This window comes from Pseudoduganella sp. GCM10020061 (genome assembly GCF_042683405.1).
GTDB lineage: Bacteria > Pseudomonadota > Gammaproteobacteria > Burkholderiales > Burkholderiaceae_D > Telluria.
In genome coordinates, this window is sequence record NZ_JBHUJS010000001.1 from 532,523 (window position 1) to 549,450 (window position 16,928).

The following is a 16,928-nucleotide window of genomic DNA, read 5'->3' on the forward strand; positions in this document are numbered from 1 at the left end:
TCGCTGTGGCGCGCGGGCAGCCGCGCAGCAGGCGTAATATGGGCAGCGGGCGAACCAGACAAAAGGGAGGGCCGGATGACGATGGAACTCGACCATGTGCTGATACCCGTGCGGGACCGGGTCGGCGCAGCGCATGAACTGGCATGGATACTCGGCGTGTCGTGGGCCGGCGAGTCCGGCATCGGCCCGTTTTCGCCGGTCTATGTGAACGACGGCCTGACGCTCGATTTCGACGAGGCCCAGGGCGACTACCCCAAGCTGCATTACTGCTTCCGCGTCGACGACGCCGGTTTCGACGGCATCCTGGCGCGGCTGGCGGAATCGAACATCCCGTTCCGCAGCACGCCACATGGCCCGAACGACTCGCTGGTCAACACCTCGCATGGCGGCAAGATCGTGTACTGGAGCGAGCCTGGCGGCCACGTGTGGGAAGCGCTCACGGTCAGCTACGCGCGCGAGCCGCGCCACCAACCGGCAGCGGGACATACTCCCTGAGCAGCGCAGGGACTGCCCTTGCGGGACAGTTCCGGCGGCTAGCGCAGGTAAGGCGCCACGTTGCCCGCGATCGTCGCAAACTCGGCATCGGTCAGCGGCAGCTTGCGGAATGCGGCCCACGCTTCGCGGGGCGGCTTGTTCGAGCTGGTGGCGGCATCGGAGCCGTACAGGATGCGCTTTGTGCCAACCTGCCGGATATGCCGCACCAGCTGCGCCGCCTGCTCGGGCGTCACGTCGGTCGCGTTCGACGCCACGTCGAACCACAGGTTCTTCGTGCGCGAATCGCCCCTGGCCACCGCATCGGCCAGCACGGACATCACCGCCTGCGAGGGCGGATCGTCGTAGCCCGGCCCGGTGCCTGCCATGTGCGCTACCTGCACCACCACGTCAGGCGCAGCCGGCAGCACCTTTTCAATGAACGCGCGCGCCTGCTCCGCGCCATACGGACGCTTCTTGCTGAAGCTTGCGCGCATGTGCACCACGATCGCCAGGTGGTGCCTGTTCGCGGCGGCGAACACCTGCGCCAGGCGCGCGGCGTGCTCCGGATTCTCCAGCTGGATGTCGGAATTGCCGAGGTGGAGCTTGATGCCGCGTACGTGCTTGTTGGCGGCGCAGCGCGCGATCTCCTCCAGCGCGTAATCCTTCTGCGGCGCGATGCCGCAGAACGCCACCAGGCGGTCCGGGAACTGCGCGGCCTGCGCAATCGTCCAGTCGTTCTCCGCGCGCACCTTGGCCAGTTCGTTCTCCACCGCGCGGCCGGGTTTGCCGAACATGTAGGCGGTCGAGAGAACGGTTGCGCGCATTATGCCGGCGTCGTCGAGGTGCCTGACGATGTCGGCGCCGCTGATCGCTGGCGGGCCGTCGGCGCCGGCATTGATCAGCGCCAGGATCGGGCCGCTGAAGCCGTGCTGGTGGTGGTCGGCGAGGGGAGTTTGCGCGAGAGCGCCGGCGGACAGCAGGCCGGCGATCAGTCCGAGAATGGTTCGGCTCATGGGGCGTTCCTGTGATCGGTGTGGTCGTGGCGATGACTATATCGCCAGCCGTGACAGGACGCCGGGAATTGCGACGAAACGGGGAAAGTGCGGTGCGGATGGAAAGCCGCACGGCATAGAGCGGAAGGGATTGCCCAGTCCTGCTGACGGGCTTGGCCTTGCGGCCGGCTAAAGATCAGGGGACGGTCCCGTGGCCGGGACAGTCCCCATCACGTTTACTTCTTCGCGCGCACGGCGCCGAACGGATCGCCCGCTTTCCACTGCGGCATCTTCGGTGCATCCGCTACCGCGCGCCCAAGGTTGAGCGTGAACTGCGCCTGCTGCACCATGCCGGCCAGGTCCCAGTTCGGATCGTATTCGTCGCCCACCTGGTGGTAGTTCTTCGAATACTGCGCGCGCAGCTTCTTCGCGTTCTCCGGATCCTTGATGATGTCGCTGCCGCCACCCACCGAGAACGCAGGAATGCCCGCCTTGGCCATGCTGAAGTGGTCGCTGCGGAAGTAGCCGCCCGACAGGTCAGGCTTGGCCGGCGAGACCACCAGGCCCATCTTCTTCGCGACTGCATGCGCCATTGCGCCCAGCTCCGTGCGGTCGCTGCCCTGCGCGCCGATGTCGCGCGCCGCGCCGGTAAAGTTCAGCGAGTCGTTGTTCAGCGCCGCGGCAGTCTTCTCGACTGGCCACAGGGGCGCGCTGGCGTAAGCCGCGCTGCCCAGCAGGCCCTGTTCTTCGGCAGCCACCCACAGGAACATCTGGCTGCGCTTGGCCGGCGACTTGACCGCCGCCTGCGCCATCGCGAGCAGGCCCGCGGTGCCGGATGCGTTGTCCACCGCGCCGTTGTAGATGGTGTCGCCTTCCGTGCCCTGCTTGCCCAGGTGGTCCCAGTGCGCGGTGTAGATGACGACTTCGTCCTTCAGCTTTGGATCGGTGCCCGGCACCACGCCGGCCACGTTGAACTGTTCGATCTTGCGCACCACGGCTTTCATGTCGCCCTTGATGCGCGCGTTCAGTGCCACCGGCTTGAAGCCCTTGACTTCGGCCGCTGCGCGCAGCTTGTCGAGGTCCTGGCCGGCCGCTGCGAACAGCTTGCGCGCGGTCGCGTCGGTCATCCAGCCTTCCAGGCCCGCGCCCGGCTCGCCCTGCGCCAGCTGGAAGCGTTCCGCCATCCAGCTGTTCTGCACCACGCTCCAGCCGTAGGATGCGGATTCGTCGGTGTGGACCAGCAGGATGCCTGCGCACTTCTTGCGCGCGGCTTCCTCGAACTTGTAGGTCCAGCGGCCGTAGTAGGTCAGGCCCTTCCCGTTGAAGCGGTTGGCCTCGGCGGCAGTCGGCTTGGGATCGTTGACCATCACGACCAGCACCTTGTTGGTGCAGTCCAGGCCCGCGTAGTCGTTCCAGCCTTCTTCCGGCGCGGTGATGCCGTAGCCGGCGAACACGAGTTCATGGTCGAACGAGCGCGCTTCCTTGGCGTCGCCCGGTCCCCACACCCAGTCCTGGCCGTAGGTCAGCGGCATGGCTGCGCCGGCTGCCTGCAGGGACAGCGTGCTGTCTTGCGGGCGCGCCTTGATGCCGGCGATCTTGACGGGCTGGCGGTAGCTGCTGCCGTTGGCGGGCTTGAGGCCGATCGCCTTCGACTGCGCCTCGAGGTAGGCGACGGTGAGGTCGCCGCCACGCTGGCCGGTGCCGCGTCCTTCCAGCAGGTCGCTGGACAGGAATTCGAGGTGGGCGCGCAGGGGCGCTTCCTGGACGGTCGCCGATTTGTCGACAGCGCCGGCCGGCAGCGCGACCGCGAGGCTCGCTACCAGCATGGAGATCATCTTTTGCATAGGACTTGGATGTCGTGGAATGGGACTGGCATTGTATGCCATTCCCCAAGGAAAGCACGCGGAGGAGGGGAGTGTACTGACGGGGCTGTTCCAAAAAAAATGCCCCGTCCGCTTGGAGTCGGACGGGGCGATAACCTGTCAAGGTATCTTGGATCAGCCTTCCAGCTTCCAGACGTAGTCGATCTGCGCCCAGCCGGCTTCTGCCTGACCATTGTTGACCGCTGGCTGGAACTTGCACAGCGACAACGCTTGCACTGCTGCCCGGTCCAGGTCGCGCGAGCCGCTCGACTGGCTCACCCTGGAACTGGTCACCCGGCCGTCTGCTCCGACGAGGAGGGCCAGCCGGACGGTGCCGGACTCGCCGTTCCGCGCCGCACGGGCGGGGTATTCCGGGGTGGCGCAGCCCTCAGAAAACACGGCGGTACGCATGGTCCCGGTCGCGTTGCTGTCGGTGTTAGGGCTCGCTTCCCCCTGGCTCGATGGCTCTGCCAACGGCGCCGGTTCCTGCATTACTTCTGCCGCGATCGTCTGTTCCGGCTCGACTTGCGGTTCCACTTCCACTTCCGGCGGCGGCACCAGGGCTTTGGGCGGCGTCACCGTCTTCGGCTTGGCCTTCGGCGGTTCCGGAGGAGGCGGCGGCGGCGTGATCTTCGGCGGAACCAGGGTAATCATTTCGTCCATCAACTTGGGCATCACGATGTCGCGATCCGCCAAGCCGTGGATGAAGGCGTATCCCAGCGCTACGTGCACCAGTCCCACAATGGCGACCTTCGACATCTTTTTGGTCGGATTAGCGTGACCTGCTGTTTCGGCAAAGTTCATGGACATCGTCGTCTCCTCTTGTTGTCGTGCTCGCTGGTGGTGAGTGCCGGGGCTTGCTGCTACTAAGAAATCATAATTGCTATCAAATGGAAGTGGATGATTCCATCATATAGCATTGTTGAGCGAGCACGGCAGAAAATTCGTATCCGTTTGTAATCTGCGCAACACCGGCCTGTTGTGTGGAATAATCGCTAACACGAGAGGGGGCTGCCGTTCGCTGGCACACATACCTTCCATCAAATGGTAAGCAGAGGTTACAGACGCTATGAATACAGAAGAAAAACCGATCCGCGTCCTGCTCGCGGACGATCACCCGATCGTGATGACTGGCTTTGCGATGTCGCTTTCCGCCACCGGCATGGAGGTGACAGGCCAGGCCCGCTCTCCCGATGAAGCCCAGCAAATGTTCGCAACCTTGCAGCCGGACGTGCTGGTGATGGACATTCGATTCGGCACCGAACTGACGGGGCTGGACGCGGCGCGGAATATCCTCAAGCAATTTCCCAAGGCGCGCATCGTCTTCCTCAGCCAGTTCGACCAGGACAGCCTGATCAAGGAAACCTACCGCCTGGGCGCGCGCGCCTTCGTGACCAAGGACTGCGACCCGGCCGACCTGGCCAGCGCGGTGCGCAATGCGCACCGGGACAAGCTGTATTTCCTGCCGCATATCGCCGAGCGCCTGGCCAACCTGTCGGTGCGCGGCGACGTGTCGCCGCAGTCGCAGTTGGACCAGCGCGGCCTGGAGATCTTCAAACTGATGGCGGAAGGACTGACCAACGCGGAGATCGCGGAAAAGCTCAACCTGTCCACCAAGACCATCAGCAACATCAGCCAGTCGATCAAGGAGAAACTGGGCGTGGACCGCCAGGCCTACATCACCAAGCTGGCAGTGCGTCACGGCCTGATCGATCCCTGAACATGCGGCGCGCAGCCTCCCTGTTCGCGCTGGCGCTGGCATGCTGCATCACGATCGCGGCGGCGCCCGCACGCGCGGCCGCGCCGGGATGGTCCGTCGTCACTGCGGACGACAGCGAACTCACGCGCCGCATCGAACGCGACCTGTACGCGCGCCTGGCGCGCATCGCCAGGCTGCCGCAGAAGGTCACCATCGCCATCGGCCCGGTCGCGCTGCGCCGCGCGGTCACCCAGCGCAGGGAGGGGATGGTGTTCTCGGCCTACACCTCCAGCCAGGTGCTGCACCAGGTCATCGCCAAGGTCGACGAGCCTTATATCAGCGGGATCTACGCCGAGCCGTCGCCGATGGACCAGTTGCAGCTGATCGCATTGCTGTACAAGCGGCCGGTCGCGGTGGCGGCCATCGTCAGCGCCGAGGCCGAGTTCCTGTCCACGCTGGTGCCGGGGCTCACGCTGGAGCGCATTGCGCCCGAGGGCGGCGACATCAACCAGGCCCTCAACCGCGTGGCGGACGTCCCGGTGCTGCTGGCCTGGCCCGACCGCGCGGTGTTCAACTCGGAGAACGTGCGCAATATCCTGCTGTCCACCTACCGCCACGGGCAAGGCGTGATCGGCTTTTCGGCCGACATGGTCAGCTCCGGCGCGCTCGCCACAACCTACTCGACGCCGGAGGACATCAACATCCAGATCGTCGAGACGCTCGCCCAGTACGAGGCCAGCGGCCAGCTTGGCCCGCCGCAGTTTCCGCGCTACTTCCGCACCGCGATCAACGAAGGGCTGGCGCGCTCGCTCAAGGTGCCGGTCAGCGATGCCGCGCGCACCTTTGAACGCCGTCCGGGAGCTGCGCGATGAAGTGGACGCACTTCTGGCATAACTGGAGCATCGGCCGGCGCATGGTGTTCATCTCCATGCTGCCGGTGGCCTACCTGTTCTGCTCTTTCATCTGGTACTCGTGGTTCTCGCACCGCTCGCTGGTGGAAGAAGAACTGTCCGAGCGGGGCCGCGTGCTGGCGCGCGCGCTGGCCGAGACCAGCGAATACAACGTCATCTCCGGCAATCTGGCCGACCTGCGCCTGACCATCGACGGCCTGGTGCAGACCGACCGCAGCATCTACCGCATCGACGTGCTGGACGCGAAACGGCGCGAGGTGGTCAGCGTGACGGGCGACGCCGGCCGCGACGCGGAGCAGCGCGCGTTCGAGGCGCCCATCCGCAAGCAGATGATCTGGGTGAACCTGTTCCAGGAAAACGGCGCGCCCCACGTCACCGGATCGAGCGACAGCAAGCCGCCGACCATGACGATGGAGGAGGTGGGGTACGTGCGCGTGACCATGTCCCCGACCAACATGATGGCCAAGCAGGTGGCGCGCTTCCGCGTCGAGCTGGCCATGGCGGCGCTGGCGCTGATGGTCGCCGCCACGCTTGCCGTGCTGCTGGCACGCAGCATGGCCGACCCGCTGCGCATGGCCACGCGCGCGCTGCGCAAGATCCGCGGCGGGGACTACCTCGTCACGCTGCCGGTGACGAGCGGCGGCGAGCTGGGCGAACTGCAGGCGTCGATCGGCGAGATGTCGGTGGCGCTGGACCGCTCCAAGCAGGACCTGGAAAACAAGGTCGAGGAGCGCACCCGCGACCTGCTCGAATCGCGCAACGAGGCCCTGCGCGCCGACGCCGAAAAGCGCAAGCTGATCCAGAAGGTCAACTCGATCGTGGAGGACGAGCGCAAGAGCATCGCGGTCGAGATCCACGATGAGCTGAATGCATCGCTGATCGCGGCGCGCCTGGAATCGCAGGCCATCCACCAGCTGGCGGACAAGCTGCCGCCGGGACCGGAGATCGAGGAGATCAAGCAGAAGTCGCAGGCGATCACCAAGCTGACGCTCGACCTGTACGCGAGCGGGCGGCGGCTGGTGCGCCGCCTGCGCCCGGAAGTGCTCGACATGCTCGGCCTGCATGGCGCGGTCGAGGAGATGCTCCGCCATTACAACAGCGGCGGCGCGTGCAGCTTCGAGTTCGAGTCCGATGGCGAGTTCGCGAAGCTGGGCAACGAGCTGGCCATCTCGGCCTACCGCATCGTGCAGGAAGCGCTGTCGAACATCATGAAGCATTCCACCGCCAGCCACGCCAGCGTCAGGCTCACCATGGGCGACGACACGCTGGACATCGTCATCAGCGACAACGGCGGCGGCTTCGACACCACGCTCGCCTCGGAGGGCATCGGCATCATCGGCATGCGCGAGCGCGTGGTCGCGATGGGCGGCGACATCGGCATCCGCTCGGCGCCGGCGGAGGGGACCACCATCGCCATCAGCCTGCCGCTTGCTGTATCGTAGAGGTTTCGCCATCACCCCAACAGCAAAATGTTGACTGAACTGCAAACGCCCTACGAGAAGGGCAACCGTAACCAGACCACCACCCACGCCGAGTGCATCGCCTTCTACGAAGAACTGGCGCGCCGCTTCCCGAACGTGCTGCGCTTCGACGTCGTCGGCACCTCCGATGCCGGCATCCCGATCCACGCCGGCGTCGTCACGGCGGACGGCGTGTTCGACCGCCAGGAGATCAAGCGCGCCGGACGTCCGGTCTTCTTCAACAACAACGGCATCCACCCGGGCGAGCCGGAGGGCGTGGACGCCTGCATGGCGCTGGTGCGCGACTTCTGCCTCGACCCGCAGCGCTTGGCCGCGCTGGGCCGCACCGTCTTCCTGTTCGTCCCGCTGTACAACGTGGACGGCAGCCATAACCGCGCCAACACCTCGCGCGTCAACCAGGACGGCCCCGAGCAGTTCGGCTTCCGCGGCAATGCCCGCCACCTCGACCTGAACCGCGACTTCGTCAAGTGCGACTCGCTGACCGCGCAAGTCTTCAACAAGCTGTTCACGGCCTGGGACCCGGACGTGATGGTGGACACCCACACCTCCAACGGCGCCGACTACACCTACACCATGACGCTGATCCACACGCAGGCGGACAAGCTGGGCGGCGCGCTCGGCGCCTTCCTGCGCGACGACATGCTGCCCGCGCTGTTCGCGGACATGGAGCAGCGCGGCTGGCCAATGTGCCCGTACGTGAACCCGGTCAAGGACTGCCCGGACCACGGCATCGCCGAGTTCCTCGAGACCCCACGCTTCTCGACCGGCTACGCGGCGCTGCACCACACCATCGGCTTCATGCCGGAGACGCACATGCTCAAGCCGTTCGCGGACCGCTACGAATCGATGCGCGCGCTGGTGGAAAGCGCGCTCGCCTTCACGGTCGCCAACGCCGACCGCATCCAGGTGCTGCGCCGCGCCGCCAAAACCGAGGCACGCGCCGAATGGCCGGTGCACTGGGTCATGGACGAAGCCAATCCGGGCAAGTTCCGCTTCAAGGGCTACGCCGCCAAATACAGCCCGAGCCGCCTGGGCAACTACACGCGCCTGTCCTACGACCGCAACGAGCCGTGGGAACGCGACATCGACTACTTCAACCGCTTTGAGGCCGACGTCACCGTGCGCGCGCCGCGCGCCTACGTCCTGCCGCAAGCCTGGCGCGAAGTGGCCGAGCGCCTGCAGTGGAACGGCGTGAAGATGGAACGCCTGACCGAAGACAAGCTGGAGGCAGTGCAGTACTACAGCGTATGCGGCGTCACCTCCCGCCCGAACGCGTACGAAGGCCACATGTTCCACGACGACGTGCAGCTGGAAGCACGCTGCGGCACCATGCAGCTCAAGGCCGGCGACTGGTGGATCCCGCTGGACCAGGAGAACGCGCGCTACGCCGTCGAAACTCTGGAGCCGCAGGCGCACGACAGCTTCTTCCGCTGGGGCTTCTTCAACGGCGTGCTGGAAAAGAAGGAAGCGTACTCCGACTACGTCTTCGAAGACCATGCCGAAGAACTGCTGCGCACCGAACCGGAGCTGGCCGCCGCCTTCGACAAATGGAAAGCCGCGAACCCTGACAAGCTGTCGGACCAGACGGCCGTCCTCGACTTCATCTTCCTCAACTGCCAGCGCTGGGCCGAGCCCGAGTGCCGCCGCTACCCCGTCCTCTCCGTGTTCTAACGAAGAAGGGGACTGTCCCCAACGGGGACCGGTCCCCCCGATCCTTACCCGGCTCCGCAATGAAAAAGGGAAAGTCCTGAGGGACTGTCCCTTTTCTTTTCGCTTTTGGCGGAATCGGCCATGAATTGACCGATTCCGCCAATTCCGGGGACCGTCCCCGCCGCGCTACTTAGACGACGCGATCCACCGATCCACCTTCGCCTCCAGCAGCGACAACGGCACCGTCCCGTCGTTCAGCACCACCTCGTGGAACTTCGGCAGGCTGAACTTCGCCCCCAGTGCCTTGGTCGCCTTCGCCCGCAGCTCCGCGATCTTGAGCGACCCCACCTTGTACCCCAGCGCCTGCCCCGGCCACGCCATATAGCGTTCCGTCTCGGACTTGGCCAGCCGCTCCGGATACCCCAGCGTGTCCTGCATGTACTTGATCGACTGCTCGCGCGTCCACCCCTTCGCGTGCATGCCCGTGTCCACCACCAGCCGCACCGCGCGGAGCATCTCGTCGTTCAGGTGCCCGAAGTAGTGCTCCGGCTTGCCGAACAGTTCCATCTCCTTGCCCAGCGTCTCCGCATACAGCGCCCATCCTTCCGTGTACGCGTTATTGCCGCCGAACTTGCGGAAGTCCGGCAGGTCCAGCTCCTGCAGCAGCGCGATGTGGAAGTGGTGCCCCGGCTGCCCCTCGTGCAGGAACAGCGTCACCATTTGCGTGCTGTCGTACTTGGCCGGATCGTTCACGACCGACCAGAACACGCCTGGCCTGCTACCGTCGGCCGCCGGCGCCGTGTAATGGTCGGACGCCGTCGCACGCGACAGCTCCGGCTCCAGGCGCAGGTCCAGCGGCGCTTTCGGCATCAGCGTGAACAGCGCCGGCAGCTTGGTGCGCAGCACGCCGTCCAGGCGGCGGTATTCCGCGATGATCTCGTCCTCGTGCTTGAACGGCTTGAACTTCGCCTGCTGAGACACCCAGCCCGGCAGCCCTGCCGCGGGACCGGTATAACCCATGCGCGGCCCGACCTTGGCAAACTCGCCCTGGATGCGCGCCACTTCCTTCAGTCCCGTCTCGTGGATCTGCTCCGGCGTGAGCGTCGTCGTGGTCTGCTCGGCGACGCTGGCCAGGTACCATGCACGCCCGTTCGGCAGCGCGTCGATGCCGGTGCTGGTGCGCGTGGCCGGCAGGTACTCGGCCTCGAGGAAGGTGGCGAGGCGCGCCAGCGCCGGCATCAGCCTCTCGCCGATGACCGTTTCGTATTCCTTTGCCAGCGCCGCCTTGTCCTGCGCACTGAACGCGCCCGGCATGTTCTTCACCGGCGTGTAGTAGATGCTTTCCTGCGCGCTGGCGCTGACCAGCTTCCTGTATTGCGGGAGCGCCGACACGGCCAGCGGACGCGGAAGCACGACGCCGGTACGCATCCCCTCGCGCATGTTGACGATCGCCTGGTCGATCCACGCCGGCAGTTGCGCCAGGCGGTTCAGGTAGGCGCGGTAGTCCTTCACCGTGGCGAACGGCTGCGCGCCCTGGCCGCCCGCGAAGTTCGCGAGCGTGACCGGCGTGCTGCCCATCTGCGTGACCGGCAGCAGGTGGGTCGGGAACTGCTCGAATGCGACCAGGTGCTTCAGCTCGTCCTCGAGGATGTCGTAGTTGACCTGGTCCTTTGGTCCCAATGCCGCGCGGTCGATCGCGTGCAGCTCGGACTGGAATTTGCGGTAGGCCGCGTAGTGCTGCGCGCGCACCTCGGGCACTATGCCCATGCCGATCTGGTCGTCGTGGCGCGCGCTGCCGGCCTGGGTCGAGCCGATCGGATCGAAGCGGGCGAGGGCGGTGTAGTAGCGGTCGGCCAGCGTGTCGAGCTGCTGCCTGGCGCTCGCCTGCGCGGCCTGCGCCGGCGCGGCGGGTGCTTCTGCGTAAGCGGATGGTGCGAAGGCCAGCGCGATCGCGATGCACGCGGCCCGGAGAGTCATGTTGGATGTGATCATAGGATGTGCTTGCGGTGGGTAGGGGGACGGTCCACGCATGGCGACCGTCCCCGGGGGACGCGTTACTTGTAGAACTTCCAGGAGGCGGTGTAATTGCGCGGAATGCGCTCGCCTTTGAGCCGTGCTCGCAGCATCTCGACCGGCATCGCACCCGACTGCAGGACGCTGTCGTTGAACTGCTTGATGGTCATCTTGCCGGCATCGACCAGCTCGCGCTTGAGCGCATACAGCTGCAGCGCCCCGATCATGTAGCCCGCCTGGTACAGCGGAGGATAGCTGCCGTTGAACGAACGGCGCACTTCCGCGCGCGCGTTGTCCGGCTCGTGGCCGACGCGCTTGACCAGCATGTCCACCGCCTGCTCCGGCGTCAGCTTACCCATGTGGAAGCCGAGAGAGAACAGGATGCGCGCCGCGCGGTGGTTCCGCCAGAACAGCATGCCGATGCGGTCTTCCGGTTTCTTGGCGAAGCCGCGGTCCCACAGCAGGAACTCCCAGTACACCGCCCAGCCTTCCGACATGAACGGCGTATCGAACAGGCCGCGGTGCGGCTGGTAGCGCTCCTCCATGAAGCCCTGCAGGTGGTGGCCCGGGATCAGCTCGTGGTGCACCACCGCGCGCGAGAAGTGCGGGTTATTCCCGCGCATCGTCATCAGCTTCTGGTCGTGCGTCATGGTGTCGGTCGGGTAGGCCACCAGGATGGTCGGGCCGCCCAGGAAGAACGGGCTGGCCAGCTGCGCCTCGGGCGACAGCATGTCCATGCGCCAGGTATGGCGCGCCAGTTCAGGCACCGTGATCAGGTCATTGCCGGTGACGTAGTCGATCGCTTCCTTGGCCAGGTTGCGCACCAGCTCCGTCTGTTCGCCGGGGCCGACGTGCAGCGTCTTCACCTTCTCCATCGCGGCGTGCCAGTCGTCGCCGAATCCCATCTCGCGCGATGCGCGGCGCAGCTCCGCTTCGCCCCATGCCAACTCCTTCTCGGCCAGCGCCATCAGCTCTTCCGGCGTGTACGGGATCAGCTCGCGCTGCAGCGCGCTCACCAGCCCGTCGCGGCCGATCGGATCGCCCGCCACGTTGAGCAGCGCGGGCGAGGACTTGCCGACCAGGTGCTCATTCAGCTTTTCGGCATAAGTGGACAGCGCCTTGTCGAGGTCCGCGTAAGGGCGCTTGATCCACCAGGTCATGACCGGGTCGAAGCCCGCGTAATAGTCATGCCATGCCTTCAGGTCCGCCGACGCGGCATTCAGGATCAGCATGGCGCGGCTGGCGGTGCTGCGCGATGCCAGCGGCTTCGGGCTCTTGAAGCCCGGCGCCGCCAGCAGCGCGTCCTGCGCCTTCTGCACGTCCGCGATGGCCGTGTTCAGCACCGCGGCGCTGGCAGCGCCGTCCTGCGCCTGCATCAGGCGGCGCTTTTCGGCCAGGTCGATCAGCGGGCGCAGGAACGGCACCAGCGGTTCCGCTTCCTGGTAACGCTTGCCGGCAGCCTCCAGCTCGCGCTGCTGGAACTGGATCTGGTTGCGCAGCATGACCCAGTCCAGCCGGTCGTCCACGCCGAAGCTGTCGAAGGGCAGCCGGTCCAGCTCTGCCAGCCATTCGTCATAGAAGCGCTTGTAGCTGGTACCCAGCACGGCGCCGTTGTCGACCGTGTAAAGGCGCCCCATGCTGCGCGAATCGAGACGGAAACGTTCCACCAGGACCGGCATGACCTGCTTCGAATCGGCCGCCAGCGGCGCAAGCTGCGGCGCCAGCTGGGCGGCGCCCGCCAGCGGCGCGCACGCCATCAAGCCTGCCGCGAGCAGGCCGAGCGAAAACCGCGCGCTCATTGGGATACCGGCGCTGGAGCACCATTGCGGAAGGTGTAGATCGTGACCGCCGACTGCTTCATGTTCCCGGCCGCGTCGTACGCATACGTCCCCACCACGCCCTTGTAGGTCTGGGTGTGCAGCGCCTGCGCCACGACGGCAGGGTCGGTCGAATTGGTGGTCTTCATCGCCTGCGCGATGAACATGGTCTGGTCATAGAAGGATGGCGCGTACACGTCCGGCTTGCGCTTGAAGCGCTGGGTGTAGCGCGCCTCGAACGCCGGGCCGCCGGCCTGGCGGTCCAGGATGGCGCCGCCTTGCGCGCACAGCACGTTCTCGCCGACGGCGTCGCCGCCCAGCTTGGCCATCTCCGGGCTGCACAGCGTGTCGCCACCCAGCAGCTTCGCATTCAGGCCCAGCGCCTTCATCTGGCGCGCCATGGGCGCTGCCTGCGGCGCATAGCCGCCGAAGAAGATCGCGTCCACCTTCTGCGACTTGAGCTTGGTGAGGATCGCCGCGAAATCGGTCGCCTTGTCGGTGGTGTACTCGTGGCCTGCGACCTTGATGCCGGCCTTGCGCGCCTGCTTCACGAATTCCATCGCCACGCCCTGGCCGAACGCGGTGCGGTCGTCGATCACGCCGACGTTCTTGAGCTTGAGCGCGGAGGCGGCGTGTTGCGCCATCGCGGCGCCGGCCTGGGTGTCGCTGGCGACAATGCGGAACACGCGCTTGTAGCCGGACTGGGTGATCTTGGGATTGGTGCCGACCGTCGACATCACGATGCCGTTGTCGTTATAGACGCGCGAGGCGGGGATCGCCACGCCCGAGTTGTACGGACCGAGCACGTACTTCACGCCCGCATCGGCGAACTTCTGCGCCACGATCACGCCGGCCTTCGGGTCGCCCTGGTCGTCTTCCGCGCGCAGTTCGAAGCGCACCGGCTTGCCGCCGATCGTCATCTTCTTCGCGTTCAGCTCCTCGACCGCGAGCCGGACGCCGTTCTCATTGTCCTTGCCGGCGAACGCGTTCGAGCCCGAAAGCGGGCTGCTCACGCCGATCTTTACAACCTGTTCCTGCGCCTGTGCGGCTGGCGCCAGCAGCAGCGCGGCCAGCGCCAGCGGCGCCGTGTAAGTCTTCGAATACATGCGGGGTGTCTCCAACTGTTCTATAAACAGCGGCAATCATCGCATGAAAAGAAGCGCGCAGGAACCAGCTTTACGCGGGCAGGCGCTGGCTCACCAGGTCAAGCGGCAGGGCGGTCGTGGACTTGATCTGCTCCATCGAGAACGCCGAGGACACGCCGGACAGCCTGGCCGCCTTGATCAGCTTTTTGTAGAAGCGGTCGTAGCCGTCGATATCGTTGGTGACCACCTTGAGCAGGTAGTCCACATCCCCGCTCATGCGGTGGAACTCCTGCACCTCCGGCATGTTGGTAACCGCCTCGGCGAAAGTCGTCAGCCACTTCTCGTCGTGTTCCGTGGTGCGCACGCTGACGAACACCGTCACCGGCAACCCCACCTTGTGGCGGTTGATGATCGAGACGCGCGCCTGGATGTAGCCCTCGTCCTCCAGGCGGCGCACCCGTTTCCAGCACGGGGTACTCGAAAGCCCCACCTTTTCGCTCAGCGCGGCGATGGAAAGTGTCGCGTCCGCCTGCAGTGCTGCCAGGATGGCACAGTCGAATTTGTCGAGAGAAATCATTTGCACCTTTCGCCCGATTGAGTATGGATGTGCTCCATTCTACGCAAAACGCGGAAATTATGGCACGTATTAACGCGCCGGGGGCGGTACCATATTAACCAAAGTTAAGCATCCCATCTATACATACACGGAAACAAAATGAGCCAGGAGATCTACCTCGACGCCAACGCCACCTCGCCGGTCATGCCGGCCGCGATCGACGCGGCGCTGGCCGCCATGCGCGACGGCTTCGGCAACCCGAGCAGCACCCACGCCACCGGCCTGCGCGCGCGCGCCATGCTCGATGGCGTCCGGGCGCGCGCGCGGCGGGTGCTGGGCGCGCCCCGGGGCAAGGTCATCTTCACCAGCGGCGCCACCGAAGCGATCCAGACGGCGGTGCTGTCCGCCCTGTGCGCGCTGCGTGCGCGCCGGGCGGCCGGCGAAGCGGTCGGCAGCCTGCTCGTGTATGGCGCCACCGAACACAAGGCCGTCCCGTACGCGCTGGCACACTGGAACGCCGTCCTTGGCACCGGCTTCGAACTGCGCGCGCTGCCGGTCGACGCAGAAGGCCGCCACCGCATCGACGTCCTGCGCGACCTGCTGCCGCAGGCTGCCTTCGTCTGCACCATGGCCGCGAACAACGAGAGCGGCGTCGTCACCGACCTCGCCGCCATCGGCGCGGCGCTCGACCAGGCGCCGCAGCGGCCGCTGTGGATGGTCGACTGCGTCCAGGCGCTGGGCAAACTGCCGCTGCAACTGGACGACAGCCGCATCGACTACGCCCCGTTCTCCGGGCACAAGCTGTACGCGCCCAAGGGCATCGGCATGCTGTACGTGCGCGAGGGCGCCCCGTTCACCGCGCTGTGCATGGGCGGCGGGCAGGAAGCGGGCGACCGCAGCGGCACCGAAAACATGGCCGGGATCGCCGCGCTGGGCGCCGTGCTCGAAGCGCTCGAGGATGGCGCGGCCTTCCGCACCCACAGCGAGATGGCGGCGATGCGCGAGCGCCTGGCCGCAGCGCTGCGCAGCGCCTTCCCCGACATCGTCTTCAACGTCCCGTTCGCGCACGCGCTGCCGACCACCATCAGCTTCGCCGTGCCGTCCGTATCGGGCAAGGAACTGCTCGACCTGTTCGACGCGGCCGGCGTGCGCGTCTCGGCCGGCTCCGCATGTTCCGCCGCCTCCGCCGCGCCGAGCTACGTCCTGCAGGCGATGGGCGCCGACGAGTGGCGCACCAGGGCCTCAGTGCGCATGTCGTTCGGCCCGCTGGCCGACGACGCCTTCATCGACGCCGCCTGCGCCCGCATCGAACGGTGCGGCCAGGCCCTGCGCTCTGCCGGCATTGGCGGGCGCACCGCACCGCAGCTGCCGCTCGTCACCCACCTCTCCGCGGGCGGCGCCCACAGCTGGATCATCGCCGAGGAGGGCGGCTGCATCGTCATCGACCCTGCCGACGCACTGTGCCAGCGCATCGCCGACATGACCTATGCCTCGCGCAGCAGCGTGCGCGCCATCGTCCTCACCCAGCCCGGACCGCAAGCCGGCGCCGCCCGCGACCGGCTCGCCCAGCTGTGCGGCGCCGTGCTGGGCGAATGCGACGCCGACGGCTGGCCGCTGACCAGCGCCCCGATCGAACTGGCCGACGGCGCCATCGCCGGCTCGATCGCCCTTTCCGAGCACCGACTCGTGCGCCAGCAAGCCGGAGGCGCCAGCGCCTACCTGCTCGGCAGCGCGCGCCGCGCCCGCCTGGATGGTGGCGCCATCCGCTACGCCTTTGGCGACGCCGCAGCCGACCCCGCCATCGCGGCGCGCATCGGCGGCGACACGCTCCTGTGCTGCCCGCGGGGCGACGAACTGCCGTTCGCCCGCGCCGCCGCTGCCTCGTGCGACGACACCGTCTCCGGCCTGCTGCAGCTCGACGCCTCCGCGCTCGACCGTTTCCTCGCCTCGCACCCCGGCGCCCGCCTGATCGACCTGCGCGAGCACTACGAATTCCTGGCAGGCCCCGCCCCCTCGTGCGGCATCCCCGTCGAAAGCGTCCCGCTCTCGCAGCTCGCCTCCCACCTCCCTGGCTGGCTCGGTGCCGACCAGCGCCCCCTCGTCCTCTACTGCCGCAGCGGCGCCCGCAGCGCCCGCGCCGCCCGCTGCCTGCACCGCCTCGGCTACCTTAACGCCTGGCAACTCAGCGGCGGCCTCGCCCTCGGCGGCGCCCTGCTCGCCGCCTGATCTACATCAACCCCGGGGTCAGGCCCGCATTGATGAGCTGGGGTCAGGCATCGGGCGCATTCCGCACGACTTTTGGCGCGCACGATTGCAGCGGTGTCGCGCCGCGCTACTTTTCCCGTCAAATTCCTGCACATCGCTTGCGTTGGATCAAGCGCGGGGTCA

General features: G+C 66.6%; 13 protein-coding genes. 6 read left to right on the top strand and 7 right to left on the bottom strand.

From position 1 onward, the window contains the following. The first annotated feature begins 75 nt into the window (after positions 1-75). Positions 76-495 (top strand): VOC family protein, encoded by a 420-nt coding sequence (locus ACFSQR_RS02370; protein WP_377727687.1) that lies wholly within the window; start codon positions 76-78, stop codon positions 493-495. 38 nt (positions 496-533) lie between these two features. On the opposite strand, the gene ACFSQR_RS02375 is transcribed toward ACFSQR_RS02370, so the two are convergent. From ACFSQR_RS02375 to ACFSQR_RS02385, 3 genes are all read right to left on the bottom strand, one after another. Further along, a complete protein-coding gene (locus tag ACFSQR_RS02375; RefSeq protein ID WP_377727689.1) occupies positions 534-1,487 on the bottom strand; it encodes an amidohydrolase family protein in 954 nt (317 codons plus the stop codon). A 215-nt stretch (positions 1,488-1,702) separates the two neighbouring features. Next, positions 1,703-3,310 carry a M28 family peptidase gene (locus ACFSQR_RS02380; protein WP_377727691.1) on the bottom strand — a complete coding sequence of 536 codons (1,608 nt, stop codon included), beginning with the start codon at positions 3,308-3,310 and terminating at the stop codon, positions 1,703-1,705. 153 nt (positions 3,311-3,463) lie between these two features. After that, entirely contained in the window at positions 3,464-4,138 is a 675-nt protein-coding gene (locus ACFSQR_RS02385; RefSeq protein WP_377727693.1) for an energy transducer TonB, read from the bottom strand. 259 nt (positions 4,139-4,397) lie between these two features. Here ACFSQR_RS02385 and ACFSQR_RS02390 point away from each other — a divergent pair, with 259 nt between their 5' ends. Genes ACFSQR_RS02390 through ACFSQR_RS02405 form a run of 4 tightly spaced genes read left to right on the top strand, consistent with a single transcriptional unit; the run spans position 4,398 to position 9,090 of the window. Beyond that, on the top strand, positions 4,398-5,048 hold the full coding sequence (locus tag ACFSQR_RS02390) for a response regulator (protein ID WP_377727695.1): 651 nt from the start codon (positions 4,398-4,400) through the stop codon (positions 5,046-5,048). 2 nt (positions 5,049-5,050) lie between these two features. After that, positions 5,051-5,899 (top strand): hypothetical protein, encoded by an 849-nt coding sequence (locus ACFSQR_RS02395; RefSeq protein ID WP_377727697.1) that lies wholly within the window; start codon positions 5,051-5,053, stop codon positions 5,897-5,899. Next, the gene (locus tag ACFSQR_RS02400; RefSeq protein WP_377727699.1) at positions 5,896-7,380 is read left to right on the top strand and encodes an ATP-binding protein; all 1,485 of its coding nucleotides are present in this window, start codon (positions 5,896-5,898) and stop codon (positions 7,378-7,380) included. Before ACFSQR_RS02395 ends, ACFSQR_RS02400 begins: the two co-directional genes overlap by 4 nt. 27 nt (positions 7,381-7,407) lie before the next feature. After that, a complete protein-coding gene (locus ACFSQR_RS02405; protein WP_377727702.1) occupies positions 7,408-9,090 on the top strand; it encodes a M14 family zinc carboxypeptidase in 1,683 nt (560 codons plus the stop codon). 165 nt (positions 9,091-9,255) lie between these two features. On the opposite strand, the gene ACFSQR_RS02410 is transcribed toward ACFSQR_RS02405, so the two are convergent. From ACFSQR_RS02410 to ACFSQR_RS02425, 4 genes are all read right to left on the bottom strand, one after another. Continuing rightward, on the bottom strand, positions 9,256-11,061 hold the full coding sequence (locus ACFSQR_RS02410; protein ID WP_377727705.1) for a DUF885 domain-containing protein: 1,806 nt from the start codon (positions 11,059-11,061) through the stop codon (positions 9,256-9,258). Positions 11,062-11,123: 62 nt separating this feature from the next. Continuing rightward, a complete protein-coding gene (locus ACFSQR_RS02415) occupies positions 11,124-12,881 on the bottom strand; it encodes a DUF885 family protein (RefSeq protein WP_377727708.1) in 1,758 nt (585 codons plus the stop codon). Continuing rightward, the gene (locus ACFSQR_RS02420; protein ID WP_377727710.1) at positions 12,878-14,005 is read right to left on the bottom strand and encodes a branched-chain amino acid ABC transporter substrate-binding protein; all 1,128 of its coding nucleotides are present in this window, start codon (positions 14,003-14,005) and stop codon (positions 12,878-12,880) included. The genes ACFSQR_RS02415 and ACFSQR_RS02420 overlap by 4 nt, the downstream gene beginning before the upstream one ends. 70 nt (positions 14,006-14,075) lie before the next feature. Then, a complete protein-coding gene (locus tag ACFSQR_RS02425; RefSeq protein ID WP_377727713.1) occupies positions 14,076-14,561 on the bottom strand; it encodes an Lrp/AsnC family transcriptional regulator in 486 nt (161 codons plus the stop codon). 138 nt (positions 14,562-14,699) lie between these two features. On the opposite strand from ACFSQR_RS02425, the gene ACFSQR_RS02430 reads away from it, so the two are divergent. Next, positions 14,700-16,766, top strand: a complete 2,067-nt coding sequence (locus ACFSQR_RS02430) for an aminotransferase class V-fold PLP-dependent enzyme (protein WP_377727716.1) — start codon at positions 14,700-14,702, stop codon at positions 16,764-16,766. The last annotated feature ends 162 nt before the right edge of the window (positions 16,767-16,928 follow it).